The sequence below is a fragment of the Ruegeria sp. BHSB058 genome (assembly GCF_059613285.1).
The window spans coordinates 1-26,612 of the sequence record NZ_JBXWSF010000059.1 but is presented as its reverse complement, the minus strand read 5'-3'; the positions used below and the strand labels follow the sequence as shown (position 1 = coordinate 26,612).

Annotated in this window: 29 protein-coding genes and 1 pseudogene; 11 read left to right on the top strand and 19 right to left on the bottom strand. The window is 58.4% G+C overall.

Going from position 1 to position 26,612, the window contains the following annotated elements; genetic code table 11:
- Together AC2FNB_RS14640 and yidD are read right to left on the bottom strand one after the other, a co-directional pair.
- Nucleotides 1-566 (bottom strand): annotated as a pseudogene (locus AC2FNB_RS14640) (DNA alkylation response protein); the annotation flags it as partial.
- 51 nt (nt 567-617) lie between these two features.
- A complete protein-coding gene (gene yidD, locus AC2FNB_RS14635) occupies nt 618-860 on the bottom strand; it encodes a membrane protein insertion efficiency factor YidD (protein ID WP_496747442.1) in 243 nt (80 codons plus the stop codon).
- A gap of 238 nt (nt 861-1,098) precedes the next feature.
- On the opposite strand from yidD, the gene AC2FNB_RS14630 reads away from it, so the two are divergent.
- Complete coding sequence (locus AC2FNB_RS14630) at nt 1,099-1,887, top strand: GNAT family N-acetyltransferase (protein ID WP_496747440.1); 789 nt, start codon at nt 1,099-1,101, stop codon at nt 1,885-1,887.
- A 107-nt stretch (nt 1,888-1,994) separates the two neighbouring features.
- Here the strand turns inward: AC2FNB_RS14630 and deoD are convergent, their stop codons facing one another.
- The 3 genes from deoD to AC2FNB_RS14615 all read right to left on the bottom strand — a co-directional run bounded on the left by deoD (nt 1,995) and on the right by AC2FNB_RS14615 (nt 5,123).
- On the bottom strand, nt 1,995-2,708 hold the full coding sequence (gene deoD, locus AC2FNB_RS14625) for a purine-nucleoside phosphorylase (protein ID WP_496747438.1): 714 nt from the start codon (nt 2,706-2,708) through the stop codon (nt 1,995-1,997).
- Between the two features lie 18 nt (nt 2,709-2,726).
- Nucleotides 2,727-3,044 (bottom strand): H-NS histone family protein, encoded by a 318-nt coding sequence (locus tag AC2FNB_RS14620; protein ID WP_480751713.1) that lies wholly within the window; start codon nt 3,042-3,044, stop codon nt 2,727-2,729.
- 111 nt (nt 3,045-3,155) lie between these two features.
- Nucleotides 3,156-5,123: a protein meaA gene (locus AC2FNB_RS14615; protein WP_496747436.1), complete on the bottom strand. Its 1,968-nt coding sequence runs from the start codon at nt 5,121-5,123 to the stop codon at nt 3,156-3,158.
- Between the two features lie 143 nt (nt 5,124-5,266).
- On the opposite strand from AC2FNB_RS14615, the gene AC2FNB_RS14610 reads away from it, so the two are divergent.
- The 7 genes from AC2FNB_RS14610 to AC2FNB_RS14580 all read left to right on the top strand — a co-directional run bounded on the left by AC2FNB_RS14610 (nt 5,267) and on the right by AC2FNB_RS14580 (nt 12,181).
- Nucleotides 5,267-6,640, top strand: coding sequence for a 1-acyl-sn-glycerol-3-phosphate acyltransferase (locus AC2FNB_RS14610; RefSeq protein ID WP_496747435.1), 1,374 nt, complete (start codon nt 5,267-5,269; stop codon nt 6,638-6,640).
- 137 nt (nt 6,641-6,777) lie between these two features.
- Nucleotides 6,778-8,064 carry a crotonyl-CoA carboxylase/reductase gene (gene ccrA / locus AC2FNB_RS14605; RefSeq protein ID WP_480751716.1) on the top strand — a complete coding sequence of 429 codons (1,287 nt, stop codon included), beginning with the start codon at nt 6,778-6,780 and terminating at the stop codon, nt 8,062-8,064.
- A 206-nt stretch (nt 8,065-8,270) separates the two neighbouring features.
- The gene (locus tag AC2FNB_RS14600) at nt 8,271-8,489 is read left to right on the top strand and encodes a hypothetical protein (protein WP_496747433.1); all 219 of its coding nucleotides are present in this window, start codon (nt 8,271-8,273) and stop codon (nt 8,487-8,489) included.
- The gene (locus tag AC2FNB_RS14595; RefSeq protein ID WP_496747431.1) at nt 8,428-9,147 is read left to right on the top strand and encodes a helix-turn-helix transcriptional regulator; all 720 of its coding nucleotides are present in this window, start codon (nt 8,428-8,430) and stop codon (nt 9,145-9,147) included. Before AC2FNB_RS14600 ends, AC2FNB_RS14595 begins: the two co-directional genes overlap by 62 nt.
- Nucleotides 9,148-9,228: 81 nt before the next feature.
- Nucleotides 9,229-9,894, top strand: coding sequence for an acyl-homoserine-lactone synthase (locus AC2FNB_RS14590; protein WP_496747429.1), 666 nt, complete (start codon nt 9,229-9,231; stop codon nt 9,892-9,894).
- A 29-nt stretch (nt 9,895-9,923) separates the two neighbouring features.
- Nucleotides 9,924-11,456 carry an ATP-dependent DNA helicase gene (locus AC2FNB_RS14585; RefSeq protein WP_480751721.1) on the top strand — a complete coding sequence of 511 codons (1,533 nt, stop codon included), beginning with the start codon at nt 9,924-9,926 and terminating at the stop codon, nt 11,454-11,456.
- Complete coding sequence (locus AC2FNB_RS14580; RefSeq protein WP_496747426.1) at nt 11,453-12,181, top strand: SDR family oxidoreductase; 729 nt, start codon at nt 11,453-11,455, stop codon at nt 12,179-12,181. Before AC2FNB_RS14585 ends, AC2FNB_RS14580 begins: the two co-directional genes overlap by 4 nt.
- Here AC2FNB_RS14580 and AC2FNB_RS14575 read toward each other — a convergent pair.
- The 13 genes from AC2FNB_RS14575 to AC2FNB_RS14515 all read right to left on the bottom strand — a co-directional run bounded on the left by AC2FNB_RS14575 (nt 12,178) and on the right by AC2FNB_RS14515 (nt 22,940).
- A complete protein-coding gene (locus AC2FNB_RS14575) occupies nt 12,178-12,942 on the bottom strand; it encodes a TIGR02186 family protein (protein WP_496747424.1) in 765 nt (254 codons plus the stop codon). The two genes, AC2FNB_RS14580 and AC2FNB_RS14575, sit on opposite strands and share 4 nt — an antisense overlap.
- Before the next feature lies 1 nt (nt 12,943).
- Nucleotides 12,944-13,864 carry a sulfite exporter TauE/SafE family protein gene (locus tag AC2FNB_RS14570; RefSeq protein WP_480751726.1) on the bottom strand — a complete coding sequence of 307 codons (921 nt, stop codon included), beginning with the start codon at nt 13,862-13,864 and terminating at the stop codon, nt 12,944-12,946.
- Nucleotides 13,865-13,954: 90 nt separating this feature from the next.
- Entirely contained in the window at nt 13,955-14,920 is a 966-nt protein-coding gene (locus AC2FNB_RS14565) for an ABC transporter permease (RefSeq protein ID WP_496747422.1), read from the bottom strand.
- Nucleotides 14,920-16,014: an ABC transporter permease gene (locus AC2FNB_RS14560; protein WP_496747420.1), complete on the bottom strand. Its 1,095-nt coding sequence runs from the start codon at nt 16,012-16,014 to the stop codon at nt 14,920-14,922. The genes AC2FNB_RS14565 and AC2FNB_RS14560 overlap by 1 nt, the downstream gene beginning before the upstream one ends.
- A gap of 1 nt (nt 16,015) precedes the next feature.
- Nucleotides 16,016-17,545 (bottom strand): ABC transporter ATP-binding protein, encoded by a 1,530-nt coding sequence (locus AC2FNB_RS14555; RefSeq protein ID WP_496747418.1) that lies wholly within the window; start codon nt 17,543-17,545, stop codon nt 16,016-16,018.
- Between the two features lie 91 nt (nt 17,546-17,636).
- The gene (locus AC2FNB_RS14550) at nt 17,637-18,635 is read right to left on the bottom strand and encodes a BMP family lipoprotein (RefSeq protein ID WP_480751732.1); all 999 of its coding nucleotides are present in this window, start codon (nt 18,633-18,635) and stop codon (nt 17,637-17,639) included.
- A 170-nt stretch (nt 18,636-18,805) separates the two neighbouring features.
- On the bottom strand, nt 18,806-19,087 hold the full coding sequence (locus tag AC2FNB_RS14545) for a GNAT family N-acetyltransferase (protein WP_496747416.1): 282 nt from the start codon (nt 19,085-19,087) through the stop codon (nt 18,806-18,808).
- A 128-nt stretch (nt 19,088-19,215) separates the two neighbouring features.
- Nucleotides 19,216-19,806, bottom strand: a complete 591-nt coding sequence (gene tsaB, locus AC2FNB_RS14540; protein ID WP_496747414.1) for a tRNA (adenosine(37)-N6)-threonylcarbamoyltransferase complex dimerization subunit type 1 TsaB — start codon at nt 19,804-19,806, stop codon at nt 19,216-19,218.
- A complete protein-coding gene (locus AC2FNB_RS14535; RefSeq protein WP_480751736.1) occupies nt 19,796-20,359 on the bottom strand; it encodes a NifU family protein in 564 nt (187 codons plus the stop codon). The genes tsaB and AC2FNB_RS14535 overlap by 11 nt, the downstream gene beginning before the upstream one ends.
- Nucleotides 20,360-20,428: 69 nt before the next feature.
- Nucleotides 20,429-21,022, bottom strand: coding sequence for a 2-hydroxychromene-2-carboxylate isomerase (locus AC2FNB_RS14530; RefSeq protein ID WP_496747411.1), 594 nt, complete (start codon nt 21,020-21,022; stop codon nt 20,429-20,431).
- A 9-nt stretch (nt 21,023-21,031) separates the two neighbouring features.
- On the bottom strand, nt 21,032-21,487 hold the full coding sequence (locus tag AC2FNB_RS14525) for a universal stress protein (RefSeq protein ID WP_480751739.1): 456 nt from the start codon (nt 21,485-21,487) through the stop codon (nt 21,032-21,034).
- A gap of 70 nt (nt 21,488-21,557) precedes the next feature.
- The gene (locus AC2FNB_RS14520; RefSeq protein WP_496747409.1) at nt 21,558-22,421 is read right to left on the bottom strand and encodes a branched-chain amino acid aminotransferase; all 864 of its coding nucleotides are present in this window, start codon (nt 22,419-22,421) and stop codon (nt 21,558-21,560) included.
- A 60-nt stretch (nt 22,422-22,481) separates the two neighbouring features.
- Nucleotides 22,482-22,940, bottom strand: a complete 459-nt coding sequence (locus AC2FNB_RS14515) for an Lrp/AsnC family transcriptional regulator (RefSeq protein WP_480751742.1) — start codon at nt 22,938-22,940, stop codon at nt 22,482-22,484.
- Between the two features lie 131 nt (nt 22,941-23,071).
- On the opposite strand from AC2FNB_RS14515, the gene AC2FNB_RS14510 reads away from it, so the two are divergent.
- The 3 genes from AC2FNB_RS14510 to AC2FNB_RS14500 all read left to right on the top strand — a co-directional run bounded on the left by AC2FNB_RS14510 (nt 23,072) and on the right by AC2FNB_RS14500 (nt 25,428).
- Nucleotides 23,072-24,121: a Glu/Leu/Phe/Val family dehydrogenase gene (locus tag AC2FNB_RS14510; RefSeq protein WP_496747407.1), complete on the top strand. Its 1,050-nt coding sequence runs from the start codon at nt 23,072-23,074 to the stop codon at nt 24,119-24,121.
- A 186-nt stretch (nt 24,122-24,307) separates the two neighbouring features.
- Nucleotides 24,308-24,796, top strand: coding sequence for a peptidase associated/transthyretin-like domain-containing protein (locus AC2FNB_RS14505; protein WP_480751746.1), 489 nt, complete (start codon nt 24,308-24,310; stop codon nt 24,794-24,796).
- Between the two features lie 29 nt (nt 24,797-24,825).
- Nucleotides 24,826-25,428 (top strand): ferric reductase-like transmembrane domain-containing protein, encoded by a 603-nt coding sequence (locus AC2FNB_RS14500; protein ID WP_496747406.1) that lies wholly within the window; start codon nt 24,826-24,828, stop codon nt 25,426-25,428.
- A gap of 27 nt (nt 25,429-25,455) precedes the next feature.
- Here AC2FNB_RS14500 and trpS read toward each other — a convergent pair whose 3' ends face one another.
- Nucleotides 25,456-26,478 carry a tryptophan--tRNA ligase gene (gene trpS / locus AC2FNB_RS14495; protein WP_480751749.1) on the bottom strand — a complete coding sequence of 341 codons (1,023 nt, stop codon included), beginning with the start codon at nt 26,476-26,478 and terminating at the stop codon, nt 25,456-25,458.
- Nucleotides 26,479-26,612 lie beyond the last annotated feature (134 nt).

Sequence of the window (26,612 nt, the reverse complement as noted above, 5' to 3'; positions counted from 1 at the left end):
GTTGCGGATTGCTTCGCGGCGATGGGTCGGGTCGACGGATCGTAACCACGCGCCATCAGTTTCGGTTTCCACTCGGCTTCAACGTCAGGGTTCGCCGCGAGGGCCGGAATGGCGGCATAGGTCATCGTCATCGGGCAGCAATGTCCGGGTTCGACCTGACTGGCGAGATAGACCATGGCGGCATGGGTCACATGCCCGCCGGGCTGTTGGCCCCAAGCGATACCGGCATAGCCCGCGGACAGGCTGGTGTTCATAAGCTGATGATAGGCGGGGTGAAACCGGACCTCGTCCAGTCGCCGCCCACCCCGGTCAAACAAGCACAATTCCGGCAATGAGCGATTGGCCTCTCGTCCGGCCTCGCGCATCTCTGCGCTACCCATCGTTCCGCCATATCTGGCCAAGGGTTCAACCTGCCCTCCCGTATGTGTGATGTTTTCGCGCAGGACGGGATCGGTTTCCCACAGATTGCAATCGCCACGAACAGGCGGTTGGTTGTGAACCTCGTGTGTGGGCAAATCAGAGCGGGCGTTGGAAAACATGGCGACCTCGCGAGGCTGGAACGCCATGCCAATGTTCTGCCCGAATGCAGAAGGGTCAAGAATTACGGCGCGTCGCCGTTACTTGGTTTCGTCTCCGGAATGGTTCGGAACCGGGTCGTATCCTGTCCCTCCCAATGGATGACAGCGCCCGATCCGCTTGGCGGCCAGCCAAGCTCCCTTGACTGCGCCATGTTTTTCCAGCGCCTCAAGAGCATAGGCCGAACAGGTCGGTTGATAGCGGCAATTGAACCCGACCCACGGGCTGAAAATCAACCGATAGGCGCGCACCGGAAGGGCCAGAATATGGGCGAACGGGGACATGGCCATATTTTAGCCTTTGCAGGAGTTCGTGCAAGACCTGCACATGTCCAAACATAAGAGTTGCCATATGAAAATGACAACTCTAGGTTGCTTCTTTAGGGCGTCACCACATCCAATTGGCCTGCTGATATTTTCATTTGGGGCTTTTTTGTTTGGCGCTTGGCCGAAATTTGTAAAACAGCGACAGTTGCGGATTGTTTGCACTGGCGCCAGACTATTCACGATGGAAGGTTTGAATATGCCGCTGGATCTTGAGTTCACGACAAGAATGGACACCAACTGTGCGTCATACTGGCGCGAGTATGCCCGTGTTTCAGGGGGGGAGTATCGCGAGTTTTCGGATGCGGTGTTCATGTACTCGAACATCCCTTTGTTCCTTTTCAACAACGTGTTTGTGACCGGGCAGAATGTGGACGCGCTGGACGAGGTTTTTGCAGCGGCGCAACAAAGCATTGCGGCCAAGGGCACGCCTGTCTTGTGGCGTATTTGCCCCTCTGCTGCGACAGGGGCGGTCAAGGCAAAGCTGGAACAACTGGGCCTGCAACTTGTGGGCCAGCAGCCCGCCATGCATTGCGACCTGACCGAATTCGACCCGGGTGCGAAAGTCGAGGGCCTCAGGATCGAACTGATCGAGGGGCAGTCCGCGCGCCACGACTGGGCGGCGGTGGCCGCCGAAGCGTTCGAGCTTGACCCGGCGTCTTGCAAAGCGATGGCAGAAAGCGAAGGCCAGATTCCGGATTCGGCGTTGACCGAACAATGGCGGTACCTTGGGATCCTTGATGGCAAGCCAGTTGCCACCAGCGCCCTGGGAATGGCGGATGGTCTGGCGGGCGTCTTTGTCGTCGGAACCCTGCCGGAATTCCGTAACAAGGGAATCGGGACGGCGATGACGCTGCATGCCATGGCCGAAGGCAAGAAACGCGGCGCCACGTCTTCTATTCTGCAGGCGACGGATATGGGCAAACCGGTCTATGAAGAGATCGGGTTTTCAACTGTCTACAACTATGACTTTTACGTACAGGCATAGTCTGAAAATGTGAGCCATTGCGGTTCTTAAGGAAAACGCCGCCCGTTCTGGGCGGCGTCGCGTTTCAGGTATGCTGAACCATAAATTCTGGCGTTGATATCCACTGGTCAGGCGGCATCGGGAAACGCGGCATGCAGGGCGATCTCGACCATGTCGCCAAAGCTTTTTTCGCGATCTTCCGAAGGCAGGGCCGCACCGGTCAACAGATGATCCGACACCGTCAGAACAGCCAGTGCGCGGCACTTGTGGCGCGCTGCCAGAATGTAAAGTTCTGCGGCCTCCATCTCGACCCCAAGGATGCCATGACGAACCATCTGTTCGTTCAGGTCGGGGCGTTCATCATAGAAGACGTCCGACGAATAGATCCCGCCGACGTGCGTTGGCGTGCCCTTCGTTTCGGCGGCCTTGGCAGCGGATTGCAACAGTCCCCAATCCGCGCAAGGGGCAAAGTTGAGCTCACGGAGTATCCCTCGCGACGGAGTGCTCAGTGTCGTCGACGTCATCGCCAGAATGATATCACGAAGATTCACGCTGTCCTGCATGGCGCCACAAGATCCGATACGGATCAATGTTTTTGCCCCATAGTCGCGGATCAGTTCATTTACGTAAATGGACAACGACGGCATTCCCATGCCGCTACCCTGAAATGTAACACGATTTCCTTTCCAGGTGCCGGTGAAGCCAAGCATTCCGCGAACATTGTTGATCTGACGGATGTCGGTCAAAAACGTTTCCGCGGCCCATTTCGCCCGATAAGGATCGCCGGGCAAAAGAACCGTTTCGGCAATATCGCCCTTTTCCGCACCGATATGAATCGTCATTTCAAAGCGCCGTTCAGGTCAAATTTCCAGATCGGAAACATCCGCACCTGCCTTGAGGGCATCATGCACCCATTGTGGCTTGCGTCCACGCCCGCTCCACGTTTGATCCGGGTTTGCCGGATTGCGATATTTTGCTTTGGCTTTTGGGCCCTTGCCGACGCGGCGCACATCATCGGTAAGCTCGGCGAGCGAAAACCCGTGCTCTGCGGCGGCTTTTTTGACAGCTTCCAAGGCTTCACGGCGTTCCCGCTGCTCGGCCTCCTGCAAAGCGGTTTCGATGTTTCCGCGCAATTCCAACAATTCCTTGCGGGACATTTTGCCAAGGTCGATAGCCATTATTTTTCCATTTCTACAATTGCCGATCAAACGTGATGCGCCGTTTTCGCGCGCACTACGTTAATATGGGCAATTATTATTGTCTGCTAGAAAAAAATGTGGGGAAGTTTTTTATTCCGCTGCAATCTCTTTCGTTTCAACCAAAGTGATCAGATCACCCATGATGGCGTTCAACTCGAAATTCTTTGGGGTATAAACTTTTGCTACCCCCATGGTTTCGAGTTTTTTGGCATCATCGTCAGGAATGATCCCGCCAACAACGACGGGGATATGGCCCAGGCCTCCTGCGCGCAAACGCTGCATCACGTCTTCGACCAGTGGAATGTGGCTGCCGGACAGGATCGACAGGCCGATCACATGCGCGCCTTCCTCAGCCGCAGAAATCACGATTTCCTCGGGTGTCAGCCGGATGCCGTCATAGGTGATATCCATGCCGCAATCGCGCGCGCGGAATGCGATCTGCTCGGCGCCGTTGGAATGGCCGTCAAGTCCCGGCTTGCCGACAAGAAACTTCAGGCGGCGGCCCAGTTTATCGCTTACCGCATCGACGGCAGCTCGCAGATCGTCCAATCCTTCGGTCTTGTTCGAGACCGAGCCGGATACGCCAGTCGGGCCGCGATAGGTGCCATAGGCCTTGCGCATCTCTTCGGCCCATTCGCCCGTGGTTACGCCTGCCTTGGCGGCGGCAATCGAGGGTTCCATGACATTCGCGCCGGTTTTGGCGGCATCGCGCAACGCGGCAAGCGCGGCGGTCACGGCGGTATCGTCGCGCTCGGACCGCCATGCGTTCAGGCGGGCGATCTGCTCCTGCTCGACCGCGGGGTCGACGACCATGATCCCGCCATCCTCGGTCTGCAGAGGCGAGGGTTCGCCCTCGGTCCACCTGTTGACGCCGACAACAACGGTTTCATTGCGCTCGATCCGGTTCAGGCGATCGGCGTTTGATTCCACAAGGCGCGATTTCATATACTCGATCGATGCGACCGCCCCGCCCATCGAGTCGAGGTTGCCCAACTCCGCCCGTGCACCGGATTTCAATTCTTCGACCTTGGCGTCAACGGCCGGATTCCCATCGAACAAATCGCCATATTCCAGCAAGTCGGTCTCATAGGCCAGGATCTGTTGCATCCGCATCGACCATTGCTGGTCCCAGGGCCGGGGCAGGCCCAACGCTTCGTTCCAGGCCGGCAGCTGCACCGCGCGGGCGCGCGCCCTTTTCGACAAGGTCACCGCCAGCATCTCGATCAGGATACGATAGACGTTGTTTTCGGGCTGCTGCTCGGTCAGTCCCAGCGAGTTCACCTGCACGCCATAGCGGAAACGGCGGAATTTCGGGTCGTTGACGCCATAGCGGCTTTCCAAAATCTCGTCCCACAGATCGACAAAGGCGCGCATTTTGCACATCTCGGTTACAAACCGGATGCCAGCATTCACAAAGAATGAAATGCGGCCGCAGAGCGCCGGGAAATCCTCGGCAGGGACGCGAGGCTTAAGCTCATCCAGTACCGCAATCGCCGTTGCCAGCGCATAGGCCAGCTCCTGTTCCGGCGTGGCCCCGGCCTCTTGCAGGTGATAGGAACACACGTTCATCGGGTTCCATTTCGGCACATTGGTATAACAGTACTCGGCCACGTCCGCGATCATCTTGAGCGAGGGTTTCGGCGGGCACACATAGGTGCCGCGCGACAGGTACTCCTTGATCAGGTCGTTCTGAACCGTGCCCTGCAGTTTGGAAACGTCGGCGCCCTGTTCCTCGGCCGCCGCGATATACAGCGCCAGCAACCACGGCGCGGTGGCATTGATGGTCATCGACGTGTTCATCTGTTCCAGAGGGATCTGGTCGAACAGCACCCGCATGTCCCCCAGATGGCAGATCGGCACGCCCACCTTGCCCACTTCGCCGCGCGCCAGAGTATGGTCGCTGTCATACCCGGTCTGCGTCGGCAGATCGAACGCCACGGAAAGGCCTGTCTGCCCCTTGGACAGGTTGTTGCGGTAAAGCGCGTTCGAGGCCTTGGCGGTGGAGTGACCGGCGTAGGTCCGGATGAGCCAGGGGCGGTCTTTCTGCATCTGCGTCATGGGTGAGCCTCGCATTGAATGGGCAATAATATTTCGTCAAAGCGTTCTAAATCGTAATTTTCGGGATATGTCAATTCGCTGCAATGCGGCATCGGGTGTTTCTAAAGATTGTGGCCCTGTTTGATTGGTGGCACTGTGCGGGCATGACGCGAACCGTGGAACTTCCGCTTTGGCTTTTTATCCTGATCCTGCTGTTCGCGGCGGTCACTTTCGCATCTCATTTCCTGTTTCCTTCCGTGCGCTGGTTTTTCCGGCGCAGGTTGGAACGAGCGGTCGAACGACTGAACAAAAAACTGCAGCGCCCGATCCAGCCATTCAAGCTGGCGGGGCGGCATGACATGATTCAGCGGCTGATCTATGACCCGCAAGTGGCGCGGGCCGTACAGCAAGAGGCTAAAGAAACCGGAATTCCTGAAGCGGTGGCATCCGAGCAGGCGCGCCGATACGCCCGCGAGATCGTACCTTCTTTTTCCGCCTTCGCCTATTTCAGCTTTGCGATTCGGGCGTCGCGTATGCTTGGCAATGCCTTTTACAATGTGCGCATGACGTACGAGGACGAACAGGCAGTGGCCGGGATCGATCCGGATGCGACAGTCGTTTTCGTCATGAATCACCGCAGCAACATGGACTATGTGCTGATAACCTATCTGGCCGCCGAACACTCGGCGCTGTCTTATGCGGTTGGCGAATGGGCCAGGGTCTGGCCGCTCAGCGGTTTGATCCGTGCCATGGGCGCGTATTTCATCCGGCGAAAATCGGGCAGCGACCTGTACCGCCAGGTTCTGGCCGCCTATGTCCGCCACGCCACCGAGGCGGGGGTGACGCAAGCCATGTTTCCCGAAGGAGGACTGAGCCTGACCGGCGGGCTGGGACGCCCCAAGTTGGGGCTTTTGAAATACATTATCGAAGGGGTCGACGCGGGGGGTAAGGATGTCGTCTTTGTCCCCGTCGCCCTGAACTATGATCGGGTGCTGGAAGACACCATTCTGACCGCTGCCGCATCGCGCAAGGAACGGCGGTTCCGGGCAAGGATCGGCGTTATCACGGGATGGATGCTCAAACAGGTCTGGCGTCGTGTGACAGGGCGGTACCGGAGGTTCGGGTTGGCCTCGGTACGCTATGGCCTGCCCTTGTCGCTTTCCGCGTTTCGAGCGGAACATCCTAAGGATCTGACGACGGAACTGGCGCGCGACCTGATGAAGCGGATCGGGTCGGCCGTTCCTGTGGTTCCGGGGCCATTGGCATGCTGGCTGATCCTAAAAAACGGCGACATGAACGAAGCCGAACTGACGTCCGAAGTTACACGGATGATGGAGGAACAAGGTATGGTGCCAGACCAGATCAACGGATCGGTCGCGTTTGCCATCGGTCAGTTGGTAGATCGGCGCATTTTGCTGCGCAACGGAGATATCATCTCGGCGTCGGTCGATCGGCGCGACCTGACTCTCTACTACGGACAGTCGATTGCACATCTCTTTGCAAAGGGTAATGCAGATAATGCCGCGCATGCGAAATAACTTTCTGCAGTCGCAGGGTCATAAAATTTCAAAAACATACCGAAAATCTATTGCATTGTTACCCGGCGGCCAATATCTCATCCATTGAGAACCGCGATTCTGCGTTGCGGCAACAGAATAGAAAGAAGGAGGCCATCATGGCTTTGGATACCGACAGCGGCATTGCGTCGTACGAGGCGCCTGAAAAAGACCTCTACGAAATGGGCGAAATCCCTCCGATGGGCTATGTGCCCAAGCAGATGTACGCTTGGGCTATTCGCAAAGAGCGTCATGGCGAACCGAATACGGCGATGCAGCAGGAAATCGTGGACGTTCCCCAACTGGACAGCCACGACGTACTGGTCCTCGTGATGGCGGCAGGGGTCAACTACAATGGCGTCTGGGCCGCTCTGGGCAAGCCGATCAGCCCCTTTGACGGCCACAAGCAACCTTATCATATCGCCGGTTCCGATGCCGCCGGAATCGTCTGGGCCGTCGGCGACAAGGTCAAGCGTTGGAAGGTCGGGGACGAGGTGGTGATCCACTGCAACCAGGACGATGGCGACGACGAGGAATGTAACGGCGGCGATCCGATGTATTCACCCAGCCAGCGGATCTGGGGGTATGAGACACCGGACGGTTCGTTCAGCCAGTTCACCCGCGTTCAGGCGCAACAGTTGATGCCGCGCCCCAAGCACCTGACCTGGGAAGAAGCGGCGTGCTATACACTGACGCTGGCGACCGCCTATCGTATGCTGTTCGGTCACGAGCCGCACGACCTGAAGCCGGGTCAGAACGTTCTGGTCTGGGGTGCGTCCGGCGGTCTGGGGTCCTATGCGATCCAGCTGATCAACACCGCGGGGGCCAACGCGATCGGCGTGATCTCTGACGAGAGCAAGCGTGAGTTCGTCATGGGCCTTGGCGCCAAGGGCGTGATCAACCGGCGCGATTTCAACTGCTGGGGCCAGCTGCCGACAGTCAACACGCCCGAATATGCAGAGTGGTTCAAAGAAGCCCGCAAGTTCGGCAAGGCGATCTGGGACATCACCGGCAAGGGCGTGAATGTCGACATGGTGTTCGAGCATCCGGGCGAAGCGACATTCCCGGTGTCGTCCTTTGTCTGCAAAAAAGGTGGCATGGTCGTTATCTGCGCAGGCACCACGGGTTTCAACCTGACCTTTGATGTGCGCTATATCTGGATGCACCAGAAACGCCTGCAGGGGTCGCATTTTGCTCACCTCAAACAGGCGGCGGCAGCCAACAAGCTGATGCTTGAACGCCGGCTTGATCCCTGCATGTCCGAGGTGTTCGCCTGGGCCGATCTGCCCGAGGCGCACATGAAGATGATGCGCAACGAGCACAAGCCCGGCAATATGTCGGTTCTGGTGCAATCGCCCCGCACCGGGCTGCGCACACTCGAAGAAGTTCTGGACGCGCGCGGCTGATCCGGAAATGCCACAAGGAAAAGCACCCGCGAATCACGCAAGTGACTCGCGGGTGCTTTCTTTTCCATTCCCGGGTGAATGGTTCCAGAGCTTTGCCCTCAGATACCTCGCTATTTTTGGGGAATGGAAACCGGTGAATATCTTTCGGAAAGCTGCTCATGCTATGGTTGTGTTAACCCTTCGTTAACCATTCCGGAGAGAGTCTGATGCAGCATAATGAGTGGATACTGGACGTTCTTTCCGACCTCAGAACTTTCGCCGCTGCGAACGGGTTGAATGTGCTGGCCGAACAGCTTGACGACACCAGGCTGATCGCGGCCGCCGAGATTGCGTCTGGTAAAAAAGAGGTACGGGCGCCCGCGCATGCGAAAGAAGGTCGATTTGAACCAGGTCCTAGAGGAGTTGGACAACAGCAGCACGCTTGAAGACCTCGAACGGGTTGCCGACGCACTCCGGGACAGACTGGGTATTGATCACATAATCTATCATTGGGTAGACGGCGCCGGGGACCAATATGGGTGCACCACCTATTCCGACATCTGGGCGGACCGCTATCTTGAGCGGAACTATCATCGGATTGACCCGGTGATTTTGGGATGCTTCCAACGTTTCCACCCTGTTGATTGGAAGAAGCTGGACTGGTCGGGCAGGGTGCAGAAAGCGTTTCTGAAGGACGCTTTGCAGCACGGGGTCGGAAACCAGGGCTATTCCATCCCGATCCGGGGTCCAAATGGCCAGTTCGCGCTGTTCACGGCCAACCACAACTGTGACGACGAAACCTGGAGCAGGTTCACTGAAGCGCATGGGCGAGACCTGATCCTGATCGCGCATTACTTCAACCGAAAAGCGCTGGAATTCGAAAGTGGTCAGCATCCGGAACCAAACCGGGCATTGTCACCACGGGAAGTGGACGCAATGACCTTGCTGGCCCTGGGCTACAACCGTGCTCAGGTTGCGCATTCCCTGTCGATTTCAGAGCACACATTGCGTGTCTACATCGAAAGCGCCCGATTCAAGCTGGGGGCACTGAACACCACTCATGCCATCGCCACCGCGATGAGCAGGGGATTAATAGTGGTTTAACGCCCGCGCGCCCTGATGACAGGATTTTAACCATAGCTTTGTACCCCCTTTGTTCTCAAGTGAACGACGAGGGGAATCGTTATGTTGCGCTATGTCTACGCAGATGAACTGCACAAGTTTCCGAAATTGGCCGAAGGCATGTTTCGCGATCGGGCGGACCAGTTCAAAACCCGGCTGGGCTGGGATGTTCACGTCAATGAAAAGGGGGAGGAGCGGGACAACTACGACGACCTGAACCCCCTTTATGTCATCTGGGAAGAAGAAGATGGCAGTCACGGCGGGTCAATGCGTGTTCTGCCAACCACCGGTCCCGTCATGGTCAACGATATCTTTGGGCATCTGACCGGTGGCGCGCCGATTTGTAGCCCGTTGATCTGGGAAGTCACCCGGTTCTGCCTGTCCCGCGATGCCAGCCCGCGAACCGCCGGTGCGATCATGCTCAGCGGTGGCGAGATCATGGAAGGTTTCGGCCTGACCCACATCGCCGGGGTTTTTGACGCCCGGATGGTGCGGATCTATCGCCTGATCGGGTCATCCCCGGTCATTCTGGGGTCCGAAGGAACCGGGCGTGATCAGATCTCTGTCGGGTTGTGGCCCTATTCGGCAGAGGATTGCATGCGTGTTGCCGAACGTGCGGGCATCTCACGCGAATTGTCGCGGATGTGGTTCAACACGGCCTTCGGCAAGGCGCAGCAGCCCCGGTTCGCCCAAAGCGCCTGGACCTGTCGCACAATTGGTGTCTGGTGATGGCTGGCGCGGCCCTGTAGGGTCGCGCCATGTCCTTGCCACAAGTGAAATTTTCCGACGATCAGGCCACCGCCTATGACAGCATCGCCGAGATGCTGCGACTGGCCGGAGTCGATCTGGATGACGACTCCCTGCTGAAATCTCCGGGTGACGGAAAGTCTGGCGTCATGGCCGTGATCGGCAAGGCCGGATCGGGTAAAACACTATTGCTGGCCCAGCTTTACAAGGCCTTGGCCGACGCTGGTATCAACGTTGTCTCGGGTGACTATGAAAGTCGCAAATCGCGTGACAAACGGTCGCTGGCAATTCTCGCGCCGACGAACAAGGCCGCCAGTGTCTTGCGCCTGCGCGGGGTCCCGGCCACGACCATCCATCGCATTCTCTATACTCCCGTCTACGACCCTGAATACGAACGCATTGCCGAGTGGCTCGAAGGCAATGACGAGCGCCCCGAGATCGAGGGGTTGACCGATGAGGCCCTGGATCGCGCCGCCGCGTTTTATTCCAGGAACAAGTCCATCCCCGGTGCGCTGGCAGCCGCCGGTTTGCGCGGGTCCGATTTCATCACCGGTTGGAAACGTCGCGAAGAGCCCCTGGATATCGGTTTCGTGGACGAAGCCTCGATGCTGGATGACCGACAATTCGAGGATTTGAAGGAAATTTTCCCAACACTTCTGTTGTTCGGTGATCCGGCCCAGCTGGCCCCGGTCAACCAGTCTGGCTCAATGGTGTTCGACGGGCTGCCAGAGCCGCGCAAACTGACGCTCAGCCGCATTCACCGTCAGGACGCGGACAACCCCATCCTTGATCTCGCACACGCCCTTGCAGACCCGCAGATGGGGTTCGAAGAGTTCGAGCGCCTGATCGAAGACACCGCGCGCCGGGACGATCGCGTGGTGTGGGGCCAGCGGGTCGAGGTCGATCTTATGGCGCGCAGCCCGGTTCTGGTCTGGCGCAATGCAACGCGCATTCGGCTGATCAATGCCTTTCGCCATGTTCACGGTGCACCCGAGACCGAACTTTTGGAAGGTGAACCACTGATCTGCGACGGGATCGAGCTGCCCTTGAAACACCGCAAGAAGCGCCTCGATCTTGAGGCGCGCGGGCTGATCAAGGGGGCTCAGGTGATCTATCTGGGGCCGGGGCGCAAGGCAGGTTTTTCACGATTGCACGTGATCGGGGCCGAAGACCCGCAGGTCAGCGCCGCTTCGATCGTCAAGATCGAAAAACCGGACGAAGAGGAACCGTTCATCCCCTATGCCGCCCGTATGGGGGCGACGTTTCTGCATGGCGCGGCGGTGACGATTCACAAGGCACAAGGCTCGCAATGGGAAACGGTTCAGGTCTTTGCCCCCGACATTTATGCCGCGGCACGCATGGGGCGCACCGAAGCGGGCCAGCCCTTGTGGAAGCGGCTGGCCTATGTGGCGATCACCCGCGCGCAAGAGCGGCTGATTTGGGTGGTGCGCAACAGGCTGTCAAAACCGACCCATCCGCTACGGGTGGATGACCTGCGTCTGATCGCTACGCCGGAACTGACATTGGAGGCAGAAGAGACATGAAAACGATCATCGTGACCGGCGCCAGCTCGGGCATTGGCCGGGCAACGGCAGAGTTGTTTCTGGCCGAAGGCTGGCATGTCGGACTGCTGGCGCGACGTGGCGACGTTCTGAACGAATTGGCTGAGGGGCAGCCCAACGCCTTGCCATTGGTCGCGGATGTGACCGACCCACACGCCGTGGTGGCCGCGTTTCGCAGGTTTGTCGACCGGGTTGGGCGGCTGGACGTCCTGTTCAACAATGCCGGGATCTTTGCAAGGGGCGGTACAATTGAGCAAATTGCGCTTCAGGACTGGTACAATTCGGTCAATGTGAACCTGAACGGCATGTTTCTGTGCGCCCGCGAAGCGTTTGCCGCGATGCGCAAACAGTCTCCGCAAGGGGGGCGGATCATCAACAACGGCTCCATTGCCGCGCATGTACCCCGCCCGAATTCGGTGCATTACACGGCCACCAAACACGCCATTACCGGGCTGACCCGGAGCCTGTCACTGGACGGAAGGCCGTTCGGTATCGCCTGCGGTCAGATCGATATCGGCAATGCACGCACGCCAATTGTACAAGGGTTGGTGGAGGCCGCCCAGGCCGACGGGCGAGAGCCAGATCCCACGATGGCGGTCGAGGATGCCGCGCGTTCGGTTCTGCACATGGCCAGCCTGCCGCCCGAGGCGAATGTTCAGTTCATGACCGTCATGGCCACGACCATGCCTTATATCGGTCGGGGTTAGTTATTGCGTAGCAACCGGAACGCGGTCGAGGCTCCCCAACCGGCTGCAATGGCAATTGCCAGGGACATCAGGCCATAGAAAATTGGTTGTTCGCGGGACATGGTATACAGGATGCGTTCCAGCCCTACCTTGCGCACGTCAATGGTGGTTTCAAATTCCGAAATCACCTCGCCCTCACGAGTCAGGAAAATGCGCGCCACATAGTCCCCTTCGGTCAAGTCGGCGGGCATGTCGATGGACGTTCTGAACAAGGTCTGCTCGTCCACGGCCACCGTGTTTTCGCGTATCGAATAGAGATGCGCATGCTCGCGAATGCGGACCACGGCATCGGCAAAGGACTGTGCCCCACGGATGTGCATTGCCGCGCCGACCGAGCGAATGGCGCGTTCGATTGAGATGCGGTAGCGCAGATCCTCGGTATCTGTGATCACCTCGTCGATTGGTGCGCTGGTCGCTACTGCATAAAAACTGGGTGCGGAATCGACCAGAACGCTGTCGACGTTGACCCAGATGCCGAACTTCTTCTCTTTCCGTCGTACCAGCACTGGTTCGGAGGGGCCAGAGACCGCCACGATGACCTGAAGTGGCGCACCGGCAGGAATTGGTGTCTCTCGCTTCACGGCACCAAAGATCAGAATTTCGGAGCCATTGAAGTCAGCCGTGATGGCCACACGATCCTGACTAAGCCCCAGAACAACGGTTTCCTGCGCTGCGGAGGCGGGTATGGCTAATAAAAACAAGGCAATGAACAGGCGCAACATGTCAGTGACCCCCGCTTGCGCCGAGCGAGTACAATTCGGTGGGCTGCAACAACAGATCAAGCGCCAGCTTGCCGCAGACAGCAAGAACCATCAAAGCCAGAAGAATTCGCAATTGCTCGGCTTTCATGCGCGCACCGATTACGGTCCCGAACTGGGCGCCGATGACACCGCCGACCAACAACAGAACGGCCAGAACGACATCCACGGTATAGTTCGTGGTTGCGTGCAACATGGTTGTAAAGGCGGTCACGAATATGATCTGGAATAGCGAGGTGCCAACCACGACCTTGGTCGGCATACCCAGCAGATAGATCATGGCGGGAACCATGATGAAGCCACCACCAACGCCCATGATGGCCGACAGCACGCCGACAAACAGGCCGACGATCAGAGGTGGTATCACGGAGATATAGAGACCCGAGGTGCGAAAGCGCATCTTGAGCGGCATCGCGTGGATCCAGCCGCGCTGACGCCGCTTTGCCGGAGTGCCGCCGGATTTGCGGGATTTCCGAATAGCGTTCAGGCTTTCGATGAACATCAGCCCGCCGATGATGCCAAGGAACACCACGTAACAGAGCTTGACGAGCAGATCGACCTGACCGAGGCTTTTGAGGTAGTTGAACACCACCACGCCCAAGGCAGCGCCGGTCAACCCCCCTATCAGAAGAACCGTACCCATCTTGAGATCGACGGTTTTTCGTCGGAAATGCGCCAGCACACCCGAGAAGGATGAGGCGACGATCTGGTTCGCCTCTGTGGCGACCGCAACCGCAGGCGGGATGCCGATGAAGAACAACAGCGGCGTCATCAAAAAGCCGCCGCCAACACCGAACATGCCGGACAAAACGCCAACCATTCCCCCCAGCCCCAGCAGGAGGAACGCGTTGACGGAAACTTCGGCGATAGGAAGGTATATCTGCATACCCTCTTAGAACCGCAACCGTTGGCAAAATCAACTGCCCATGCTGCCGCGCAGCGATCAGGACTGATTTACGATCCCGAACTGGCCTTATCAGCGTTCCTTTACATAGGGTTCGCCACCTGCGCGCGGCGGAATGGCCTTGCCGACGAAGCCTGCAAGAATCACGACAGTCAGGATGTAGGGCAGGGCGTCCATGACCTGCACCGGGATCACGATCCCGCCAAGGTCGATATTCTGAAAGCGCAAGGCGATGGCCTGTAACAGGCCGAACAGCAGGCAGGCCCACATTGCATGCCAGGGCCGCCACTTGGCAAAGATCAGCGCGGCGAGTGCGATAAAGCCCCGCCCGGCGGTCATATCCTTGACGAACCCGGCCTGCAGCGCAGTCGCCAGATAGGCCCCGGCAATACCGCAGAGCACACCACAGATTGCCACCGCGGCGTAGCGCAGGCCGACGACCGATACGCCGGCGGTATCAACCGCCGCCGGGTTTTCGCCCACCGCGCGCAGTCGCAGGCCGAAGCGTGTCCGGAAGAGAATCCACCAGGTCGCAGGTACGGCCAGGAAAGCGACATAGACCAGAATGGAATGGCCTGAGAGGAGCTCGGCATAGATCGGTCCGACAACCGGCACATTGGCGATGGCTTCGGCAAAGGGCCAGTTGATGGGTTCAAACCGTCCACCGCCGAACAGAGAGGGCGTGCGCCCGCCCTGTTGGAACCAGTCCTGCGCCACCAGAACAGTCATGCCTGCGGCCAGAAAATTGATCGCCACACCAGAAATCAGCTGATTGCCCCGGAACGTGATCGAGGCCAAACCGTGCAGTCCGGCCAGTACCATGGAAGATGCAATACCCGCCAGCAATCCCAGCCAGACCGAGCCAGAAACCGCAGCCACGGCGGCCGAGAAAAAAGCAGACATCAGCATCTTGCCTTCAAGACCGATGTCAAAGATGCCGGCGCGTTCTGAATAGAGGCCTGCCAGGCAGGCCAGCAGCAGCGGAGTGGACAGTCGAACCGTCGAATCGAGTATCTGGATGATCGTCAAGAAATCCATCAGGCCGATCCTTTCCGCAATCCGAGGAACAGTTTTTCAAGCGGTGCGCGAACCATGTTGTCCAGCGCGCCTGTAAACAGGATTACCAACGCCTGAATGACGACGATCAATTCGCGGGGGATCGATGTCCATAGCGCCAACTCCGCGCCGCCCTGATAGAGAAACCCGAACAGGATCGCAGCCAGGAACACACCAAAGGGGTGCGAGCGGCCCATCAGCGCCACGGCGATACCGATGAAACCCGCGCCTTCTGTTGAATTGAGCACCAGACGCTCGGCCTCACCCATCACGTTGTTGGTCGCCATAAGTCCGGCCAGGGCACCTGAAATCAGCATTGAAACGATTGTGATCCGTACCGGTGAAATTCCGGCATAGAGCGCGCCAGTCTCCGAGTGGCCATAGGCCCGGATTTCATAACCCAGCCGGGTACGCCAGATCAGCGCCCAGACCACGACGCAGGCGATAACTGCGACGATCAGGGAGATATTCGCAGGCGCGGCCTTGGAAAAGTTGATGCCGATCGGGGCCAGCAGTTCATGCAGGGTCGGTAAGTGGACCGCCTCGGGGAACCGTTTTGTCGCCGGGTCCATCGACCCTTCGGGTCGCATCACATTGACCAGCATGTAATTCAGGAAGGCCGCGGCGATGAAGTTGAACATGATCGTTGTGATCACGATGTGGCTGCCCCGCTTTGCCTGCAGATAGGCCGGGATCGCGGCCCATGCGGCGCCAAAGATCATCGAAGCGGCGCAGGCGGCGAGCAATGCGACGGACCAGTGCGGCCAAGGTACATAAAGACACACAAGGGCCACGCCCAGACCGCCCAGCATCGCTTGCCCCTCGCCGCCGATGTTGAACATCCTCGCGTGAAAGGCCACGGCAACCGCAAGGCCGGTGAAGATGAAGTTGGTGGCATAGTAGAGCGTATAGCCCCAGCCATAGGTTGACCCGAGCGCGCCGGAAACCATCAGCTTGACCGCCGCAACAGGGTCTTCGCCGATGCCGAGGATGACAAGGGCCGAAAGGATCGCGGCAAGGATCAGGCTGATCAGAGGGATCAGGACCACATCGGCCCATTTGGGCATCTTTTCCATCTTAAGCGGCCTCCCCGGCGACACCGGCCATCAAAAGGCCAAGTTCTTTTTCATCCGTTTCCTGTGGCAGGCGTTCGCCCATGATGTGCCCGTCAAACATCACCGCGATACGGTCGGAAAGCGAGAAGATCTCCTCCAGTTCGACAGAGACCAGCAAGATGGCTTTGCCCTGGTCGCGCAGGGCGACGATCTGTTTGTGGATGAACTCGATGGCCCCGATATCGACCCCACGCGTCGGTTGCCCGACCAGCAGCAATTCGGGATTGCGCTCGATCTCGCGCGCCACGACGATTTTCTGCTGGTTCCCGCCTGAAAAATTTTTGGCTGCAAGCCAACCGTCAGCGGGACGAACGTCGAATTTCTCGATCTTGCGCTCGGTATCGGCGCGCAGAGCGGCGTTGTCCATGAAAATGCCACGCTGATAGGCCGGGTCGCGGTGATACCCGAAGGCCACGTTTTCCCAGGCGTGAAAATCCATGATCAACCCTTCGCGCTGGCGGTCTTCGGGGACATGCGCGACACCCTGGGCGCGACGTGCTTGCCCATCGGCCCCATGGCCAGACAGCGTCAGTGGTTGGCCATTTAGGCGGATCGTGCCGGTGGCGGGGCGCATACCGCCCAGCACCTCCAGTAACTCGGACTGGCCATTTCCGGCAACGCCCGCGATGCCAAGGATTTCTCCGGCGCGGACGGTCAGATCGATACCCTTCACGCGCTCGACACCAGTTTCGTCGGTGACGCGCAGGTTTTGGATTTCCAGGATCGGTTTGCCGGGCTGCGCCGGTGCCTTGTCTACGCGCAACAAAACTTTGCGGCCAACCATCAGCTCGGCCAGGTGTTCAGGGTTGGTTTCCGATGTTTTGACGGTGGCCGTCATCTCGCCCCGGCGCATCACCGAGACGGTATCGGTCGCCTCCATGATTTCACGCAGCTTGTGGGTGATCAGGATAATGGTTTTTCCTTCTTCCCGAAGGCGGTGGAGAATGCGGAACAGTTGATCAGCCTCGGCCGGAGTCAAAACGCCTGTGGGTTCGTCTAGAATCAGGATTTCCGCCTTGCGATAGAGCGCTTTGAGGATTTCCACCCGCTGTTGCATGCCAACGCCGATCTCGTCGATGCGTTTGTCGGGGTCGACGAACAAATCGTACTCTTCCTCAAGCGCTTTCAGCTCTTTTCGCGCCTTGGCCAGAGAAGGGGCCAAAAGCCCGCCATCTTCGGCGCCCAAAACGATGTTCTCCAGAACGGTAAAGTTCTCGACCAGTTTGAAATGCTGGAACACCATCCCGATGCCCGCGGCGATGGCGGCCTGGCTGTCGGGGATCTCGGTTTTTCGTCCGTTGATCCAGATCTCGCCTTTGTCGGCTTTGTAGAAGCCGTAAAGAATACTCATCAGCGTGGACTTGCCTGCGCCGTTTTCTCCGATGATCCCGTGGATCGTTCCGGGGGTGACGCTAATGGAAATGTCCTTGTTCGCCTGGACCGGCCCAAAGGCCTTGGATATCCCTTTGAGCTCGATTGCGGGGGCGGTCATATCTTGTCCTCATGGCCAAAAGGGCCGTTTGCCAGCCTGGGCTGACAAACGGGAATTTGGGAGCAGGGCAAAGGGGCTGCCCTGCCTTGGATCAGAAGCTCAATGCAGGGCAGCTGTCGTTTTCGTAATAGCTGACCACGCTCACGTTTCCGTCGATGATATCCTGACGAGCTTTGTCAACCGCGGCTTTCATCTCGCCGGAAACGAGCGGAGCATTGTTGTCATCCATCGCGTATCCAACACCCTCGTCGGCCAGACCCATGGTGAAAACACCGGTTTCAACGTCGGCACCGGCTTTCATCGCGTCATAAACGGCGACGTCAACGCGCTTGAGCATCGAGGTAAGCACCTTGCCCGGGTGCAGGTGGTTCTGGTTGCTGTCCACGCCGATCGACAGGATACCTTCGTCGGCGGCGGTTTGCAGAACGCCAACGCCAGTACCGCCAGCGGCCGCGTAGATCACGTCGGCCCCCTGGCTGATCTGCGCCTTGGTCAGTTCAGAGCCTTTGACCGGGTCGTTCCATGCCGCCGGAGTGGTGCCTGTCATGTTCGCCACGATCTTGATGTCGGGATTTACGGCCTTGGCGCCCTGCGCATAGCCGCAGCCAAAGTGACGGATCAGCGGGATGTCCATGCCACCCACGAACCCGACGGTTCCGGACTTCGAGGCCATGGCCGCCATCATCCCGACCAGATACGATCCTTCGTGCTCGGCAAAACTTACCTGACGGATATTCGGCGCATCCAGCCAGTTCACGTCGACAGCGACAAACTTAGTGTCGGGATAGTCGGGCGCCACGGCTGCCAGCGGATCGGCCATTGCAAAACCCATTGTGATTACCGGGTTGGCACCCGCTTCGGCAAAGCGGCGCAGGGCTTGTTCGCGCTGGGCTTCGGACTGAAGCTCAATCTCGCGGAAACTACCGCCGGTTTCCTCGGCCCAACGCTGGGCACCGTTGAACGCGGCCTCGTTGAACGATTTGTCGAATTTTCCGCCCAGATCGAAAATCAGGGCCGGTTCGGCGAGCGCGGCGCCTGCGGTCATGGCGACGGCGGCCGCTGCACCCATCAAGGATTTCATGAGGGTCATATGTTACTCCCGTTGTTTTGTTATCGGTCCGAGGTTGGGAATTTCCCGAAGCCTCGCACAAAGCGAGCAGAACTGCTGTGGTGCTGGCAATTAAGGCCGTTTGCAGCGGCGCTGGTCAACCGCTTTTTCACTGATTTTTGACCATATGGTCTGAAATCACCCCCTTGCCGCTAGGGCAGGTCACGCTGCATCAGCATCGCGTCGGCGTTCTCGCTGTTTTCGCGTCGGTAGTACCCCCGACGCATGCCGCAGATGGAATAACCGCAGAGGTTGTAGAGTGCAATGGCCGGAGTGTTGTCAGCGGCAACATCCAGAAAGGCGCGAGTTGCTCCCAGAATTGCCGCTTGCTTGTGCCAATGCTTCATGCAGGCCAAGGCTAGATGTTGACGTTGGTGTTCCGGGTGGGTCGCAATGGTCAGCAGTTCGGCCTCGCCTGCGATTACCTGATACAATGCGAAACACCGTTTGTCACCAATGGTATGCGTGAAGGGATTGGTAAGTAGACTTGCGAATTCCCCTGCACTCCACGGTCGGGATTGTGTGAACGCCGCCGCGTGAGTCGCGGCCATCTGCTCGGGTGTCATCCGTCCAGCAAAATCGGTGGCACATCGCTGGACGGCGCCGCGTCGGCCGGTCGAATGTACAGCGGTGCGGGTGGTAGTGTGCTGCTTTCCCATCGGGTGGCCGCGATGCGGGCGATGCCTTCGGCGACGATGGCAGGAGAAACCTCGGAAAATAATGGGCCGTACGAAATAGCGTCGTCACGCGGCATCAATGCCGGGTGAGAGCCTGTGGGATGTAGATAGACCTGATCACGCGGGGCCGGGATGGCTACCAGATGCCCTTCGGGCGCGCTGGACGCATGAGATTCGAAGCCTGAAACGCCAACTGCGGGTATGCCCAACCCCAGCGAAAGGCCGCGTGCGGCGGATACCGATATTCGAATACCCGTGAAATTTCCGGGCCCGATGCCCACGCCAATGGCCGTCAGATCGCGCCATTTCGCGTTATTTTGCCAGAGAAGCTCCTCCAGTAGCGGCATCAGCCGTTCGGCTTGGCCGCGCGTCATGGCCTCGGCAGTAGAAGCGATGATGTTTGATCCCTGCAACAAAGCGGCCGCGCAATGCGCGGCCGATGTGTCAAAACCGAGGATCAGGCGATCAGACGGCAACAGGCCGAACCTCGGTCACTTCGGGAATGTAGTGGCGCAACAGGTTTTCGATTCCCATCTTCAGTGTCAAGGTGGACGACGGGCATCCCGCACAGGCGCCTTGCATGTGCAGATAGACAACGCCCCGATCGAACCCGTGGAATGTTATGTCCCCACCATCTTGCGCAACGGCAGGTCGAACTCGGCTGTCCAGCAATTCCTTGATTTGGTTGACGACCTCGGCATCTTCGCCATCGTGATCGGCATGGCCCGAGGCGGTAGAGGCATCGGCGCCCATCACCGGCTGACCTGATTGATAGTGTTCCATCACCGCGCCCAGTATCGCGGGTTTGATGTGATCCCATTCAATCCCGTCTGCCTTGGTGACGGTTACGAAATCGTTGCCGAAAAACACGCCGGTGACGCCATTCACCGAGAATATCCGCGCCGCAAGCGGGGATTTCAATGCTGCGTCAGCTGTAGGAAAATCGGCAGTTCCCGCTTCCAGAACCGTCTGGCCGGGCAGGAATTTCAGGGTCGCCGGATTCGGGGTCGATTCGGTCTGGATGAACATGGCAGCACTCCGTTTCGCTTGGCATTGATATGCGGGCAGAACCAAGGGAAGTCAATATTTGGAACGATTCTAAAAGGTGGCGGCATGTGCAAGCGCCTGATCCAGCCGATCATCACCCCAATATAGCTCATCCTCGACTATAAAGCTGGGTGCACCAAAGATGCCAAGCGTTTTGGCCTTGGCGACCTGTTCAAACAAAGTCGACTTAATCTCGGGTGACGTGCTCCGCTCCAGCAGGGTGTCCGGCAAATCCGCCGCAGCAAGGCAAGCGGTCAGAACAGAAGGTTTTGAGATATCCTGCCCAATTCCGAACTCGGCGTCGAATACGGCCCGAACAAACGGACCTGCCTTGCCCAATTCCCGGGCTGCCAATGCGATGCGAGCAGCAGCCAGCCCATTTTGCGGGAAGGGATCAGGTCGCACAAATGGTAACTCGCGCGTCGCGCTCAGGCGCTCCAGATCCCGCCACATATAGCGGCCTTTGGCGGGATACAGGTTGAAGGGCGAATTGTCCCATCCCTGTTCGGCAAAAATCGGACCCAAAAGAAACGGCTGCCAATCCACTGCTACGTCGTGCTTGGCCGCCGCCTCTACGATTCGCATGGCGCTGAGATAGGAGTATGTCGAGGCGAACTCGAACCAGAATTGAATGCGCCTCTTCATCCGCTTGCCTCAGGTGATTTCTTCGAGCTTCTCCTTGCTCAGATCGCCCGGAACGATGGTGATTGGGATTGGCAGGCTTCCAGAATTACGGGTCAGTTGCGTGACCAGTGGACCGGGGCCTTTCTTGTCGGTCCCGGCACCCAGAACCAGAACGCCGATTTCCGGATCAGTCTGTACATGTTCAATGATTTCCGGCACCGCCTCGCCTTCGCGGATTGCCAGTTCCGGTTCAATCCCCTGCTTGTCCCGCATCCATTTGGCGAACACTTCGAAATGCGCATGGATACGCTCGCGCGCTTCTTCGCGCATCACCTCACCTACACCGATCCAGTGGTTGAATTCGTCTGGCGGTATGACCGACAGAATTGTCACGCCACCACCGGTGTGCGCCGCACGCATTGCGGCAAAGCGCATGGCGTTCAGACATTCGCGACTGTCATCCAGGACGACAAGGAACTTACGCATGTATTACCTTTCAGTTTGCGGCGATCATGCCGCAGCAAAGAGCAAGTGGCAACTGACAGCGTTCAAGCAATCACCCGTTTGACGCGGCCCAGTCCCAATACAACTCGCGTGTTCGACGGGCGATAGGTCCAACTTGGAATTGTGTTTCGTCCAGTGCAGTGACCGGCGTGACCTTGTTCATGTTGCCGGACATGAACACTTCGTCCGCCTCGTGGAAATCGGCAAAAGTCAGAACCTTTTCATGCACTGTCACCCCATCGGCGCGAAGGTTTTTCATATGTCGCGCACGAGTGATCCCAGCCAGAAAAGTGCCGTTGGCGATGGGAGTAAACACCTCGCCATCCTTGACCATGAAGATGTTTGCCGTTGCCGTTTCGGCCACGTTGCCCATTGCATCAGCCACTAAAGCGTTGGAAAACCCTTTTGACCGCGCCTCGCGAACCATGCGGGCGTTGTTGGGATAAAGGCACCCGGCCTTGGCGTTGACAACGGCATCCTCCAATACCGGGCGGCGGAAACGGGTCTTCGTCAGTGTCGCCGCAGCCGTTGCAGGCGCCATGGGGATTTCTTCGAGGCACACGGCAAAAGCAGTGCTGTCCTCTTTGGGGGCAATGGTCGAGGTATCACCATCAATCGCCCAATACATAGGCCGGATATAGACCGCCTTGTCGGGGCCATAGGGTTTTAGTCCCTCACGGATGATTTGAACCATGTCCTCGACACTTACCGAGGGCGTGAGCATCAGCGCCTCGGCCGAGCGATTGGTGCGGGCACAATGGGCATCCAGATCAGGAGCCAACCCATCGAAATACCGCGCCCCGTCGAATACTGAAGAGCCCAGCCAGGCCCCGTGATCGGCTGCATGCATGATCGGAGTGTTTCCGTCATGCCAGGTGCCATTGAAATATGTGCGGATATTGGTGCCGGCGGCCATCTCTCACTCCCTCGTTTGCGCGAAAGGTAGGGCGGAGTGGGTCAGGGGTCCAGACCTTTTTCAGATCACCATGGGCAGAACCTCACGTTTGACCATGGTTCGCAACGCGAAATTTGACCGTAAATTTCTGATGCCCGGAATCTGCATCAAGCGATTTTCAAGAAAAGCGTCGAAGGCCGACAGATCGGCGGCGACCACCCGCAGCAGGATATCTCGCGACCCGGTCATGAGGTAACATTCCATCACCTCTTCGCAGCGCCGGATCGCGCGTTCGAACGCATCGATGGCCGCCCTGTCCTGTTTGTCCAGCTCAACCGAAACGAATATCGACACCCCCAGCCCGAGTTTTGCCGGATCGACCTGGGCGGCATAACCGGTGATGACTTTGTCCTTCTGAAGTCGTTCCAGTCGCCTTGCGCAGGGCGTTGCTGACAGTCCGATGGTCTCCGCAAGCTCGGTGACGGTTATTCGTCCGTCGCGCTGCAAGGCGCGTACGATTCTGCGATCTATCTCGTCCATTTAGTGAATCCACCCAAAAATTATTTACTCTGTAGGTGAAATCGCTAACACAGCGTTTGTCGACAGGCAATCTTGGTGAAAATCGCTCCAAACTCCGTGCGATGACTCGATAAGATCATTGGAGACGACAAATGAAGATTGTTGCGGTTGATGTGCCTGATCATGAGCAGGTCATCCAATTTGAAGACACGGAAGTTGGCCTCAAAGGATTCATTGCAATACACTCCACGCAACTTGGTCCCGCTGCGGGTGGCGTGAGAATGCGCCCCTACGGCCATCCGACAGAGGCGCTGAATGATGCCTTGCGCCTGTCGCGCGGTATGACGTTCAAGAATGCCGCGGCCGATCTTCCCCTGGGCGGGGGCAAGGCCGTCATCCTCGGCGACCCCACCATAGACAAGACACCCGAACTGATGCAGGCTTTTGGCCGCGCGGTGCAAAGCCTTGAGGGCTGCTATTGGACCGCCGAGGATATGGGCATGACACCCGCCGACATGGCGATGATCGGGACCGAAACGCGCTTTGTTGCAGGGCTCGCCGATGGCGAGTTTGCCAGCGGCGATCCTTCTCCGATCACCGCGCGCGGGATTTTCAACGCGATCCGGACGACAGCCCGGCACCGGTTCGGATCGTCTGATTTGACTGGCAAGACGGTTTCGGTACAGGGGCTGGGACATGTAGGTCACCATCTGTGCAAGCTGCTGACCGACGCTGGCGCCGGGTTGATCGTTACCGATATTGATGCGCAACAGGTGGCGCGCGTGGCCGAAGAGTTCGCGGCCCAACCGGTAAAGCCAGACGCGGTCTATGAGGCAGAGGCCGACATTTTCGCCCCCTGCGCTATCGGGGCAATCCTGAACGATGCCAGTATTCCGCTGCTCAAGGTTGGCGCGGTGGCAGGTGGGGCCAACAACCAGTTGGCAACCGAAGCCGATGCGCAGCGCCTGCATGACCGCGGCATTCTCTACGCGCCCGATTTTGTGACCAACGGTGGTGGAATCATCAACGTGGCGACGGAAATCCTGCAGATTGCCAATCGAACGGATTGGGTCGCAGGCAAGCTGGAAGCGCTGGATCGGACGATGGACCGGATTTTGACTCGTGCGGTCAATCAATCGGTTAGCCCCAATGATGTGGCCGAAGCCATCGTCCACGAGATCCTGCACCAGAAGGCGGCCTGAGACGCGCTGGGTCACTCGATAAAAAAATGGCAGAGTACGCTCACGAAACGTTGATTGTGCTTTGCCATGTCTCTCCGTGTCCTGTTCCCGGAAACACTTCAGGTATGTTATGATTGGAGGAAGTACGGATGCGACCGGTCCCATCAGGCTGACCGTGTGTCTGTCCGTTGGACAGGAGACCAACACATGCAGACTTCTTTCTTCACCCGCCGTTCCCTTCTTGTCACGGGCGGCGCCCTTGTGGCGACCGGTGTGTCGGGCCATCTGGTTCCTGCCCGCGCCCAAGATCTTGCGCCTACGCCCTCGATGCGAGGTGGGGCCAACAATTATCTGCCGGGAGCTCCGATCGTGGAAAGGATCGGGGGCGGCGGGTTCTGGATGACAGGGACGGTGCGACGCGCCGGGGATGGTGCGCCGCTCGCCGGGCAAAGAATCCAGATCTGGGCGCATACGACCGAAGGGCACGAGCGTGAACCGCACAGTCACGGAGCCACGCTCACTGACGAACGTGGGGTTTTCCAGTTGGAAATGCCGCAGATCGTCCCCGCCTTCGGTCAGCCGCATGGCCATCTCGCTTATGACAGCGGCGAATTCGACACGGTATTCCTGCGCCCCATCATGCGCAGCGCAAACGACACCAGCCTTATTGCGCATTTCGTGCTTCGGCCTGTCTGATCGCGGTGGCGTTCACTGGGGCAGGTCGATTGCGCGTGATCCTGATCTGGAGTGCGCTCGCGATTGTACTCATCGTGCCGGTCGCCGCCGCAGCGATGAGCCCGCTGCTGGCCTGGCGCAATCCGGTTTACATCATGGCAGGGTTTGCTGGCGTTGTTGCGATGAGTCTTTTGCTTGTACAGCCCCTTCTGGCAGGCGGGTTATTGCCAGGGCTCTCCACTTACCGCAGCCGACGCGTGCATCGCGGGGTTGGCATCTGTCTGGCCGCCGCGGTGGTGGTTCATGTTGTCGGTCTCTGGATCACCAGCCCGCCGGATGTAGTCGACGCACTGCTGTTCGTGTCACCGACGCCGTTCTCGTTCTGGGGTGTCATCGCGATGTGGGCCGTGTTCGCTTCGGTGCTTCTGCCAGCACTCCGTCGGCGCCTGAAATGGCGTAACTGGAGACGCGGCCACACTGCCTGTGCGGCGGTGATTGTCGTCGGCGGCATTGTTCACGCCCTGATGATCCAGGGAACGATGGAGACGCTGTCCAAGGCCGTGCTGAGCGCGTTGGTTCTTGCCGCGACGGTCAAGACGTTCTCGGATCTGCGGGTCTGGTCAACCCGCGCCCGCCACCGCGCAAAAGACTGAAGCGGGGCGGTTCGCATGGCGTCTTCGTTACGTAGCGCCGACCATCCCGACAATTTCATAGGTCTTTCGCAGAATTGGCACGGAAATTTCGCGAGCTCGCTCTGCTCCACGTGCGAGAATCCGGTCAATCTCGGCCTGATCGTCCATCAACCGGGCCATTTCGCCCGAAATGGGGGCAAGCTTGGCAACTGCCAGATCAGCCAGCATCGGTTTGAATTCGCCAAACTGTTTGCCGCCTACCTCGGTCAGAACCTGATCAATGCTTTGATCGGCAAGCGCGGCAAAAATGTTGACCAGATTTCGCGCCTCTGGCCGCTCTTCCAGCCCCTTTGCTTCGGACGGCAGAGCATCGGGATCGGTTTTGGCTTTGCGGATCTTCCTGGCGATGGCGTCGGCGTCATCAGTCATGTTGATCCGGCTCATGTCAGAGGGGTCAGACTTTGACATCTTCTTGGACCCGTCACGCAGACTCATGACGCGGGTCGCGGCGCCCTCGATCACTGGTTCGGTGACGGGAAAGAAATCGGTGCCATAGTCGTTGTTGAACTTGATTGCGATGTCGCGGGTCAGTTCCAGATGCTGTTTCTGATCCTCACCCACCGGCACATGGGTGGCATGATAGATCAGGATGTCGGCGGCCATCAGCGAAGGATAGGCAAAGAGACCCAGCGAGGCGTTCTGCTGGTTCTTGCCAGCCTTGTCCTTCCATTGTGTCATCCGTTGCATCCAGCCCATTCGGGCGACGCAATTGAAAATCCACGCCAATTGGGCATGCTCGGGTACCTGGCTTTGATTGAACAGGATGGATTGTTCAGGATCGATGCCCGCGGCGATGAACCCTGCACACAGTTCACGCGTGTTGTGTGCAAGCGCTGCGGGGTCCTGCCAGACGGTGATCGCGTGCAGGTCGACCATGCAATAGATGGTTTCGAACTCTGGCCCCTGCATGTCCACAAAGCGTTTCATCGCGCCAAGGTAATTGCCAAGCGTCAGCCCGCCCGAGGGCTGGATGCCGGAAAACACCCGCGGCGTGAACTTTGTCTTGGTCATGGAAGAGAACTCCCGTCTGGAAAAATCGGCTTCCGTCGCTTACCCATGAGGTCAAGGGACGTCAACAGCCGCGAAAGGCCAGCCCATGAGCAGTGACCATTACACCCCAGCAGTAAACCCGTTGCCGCCCGTGG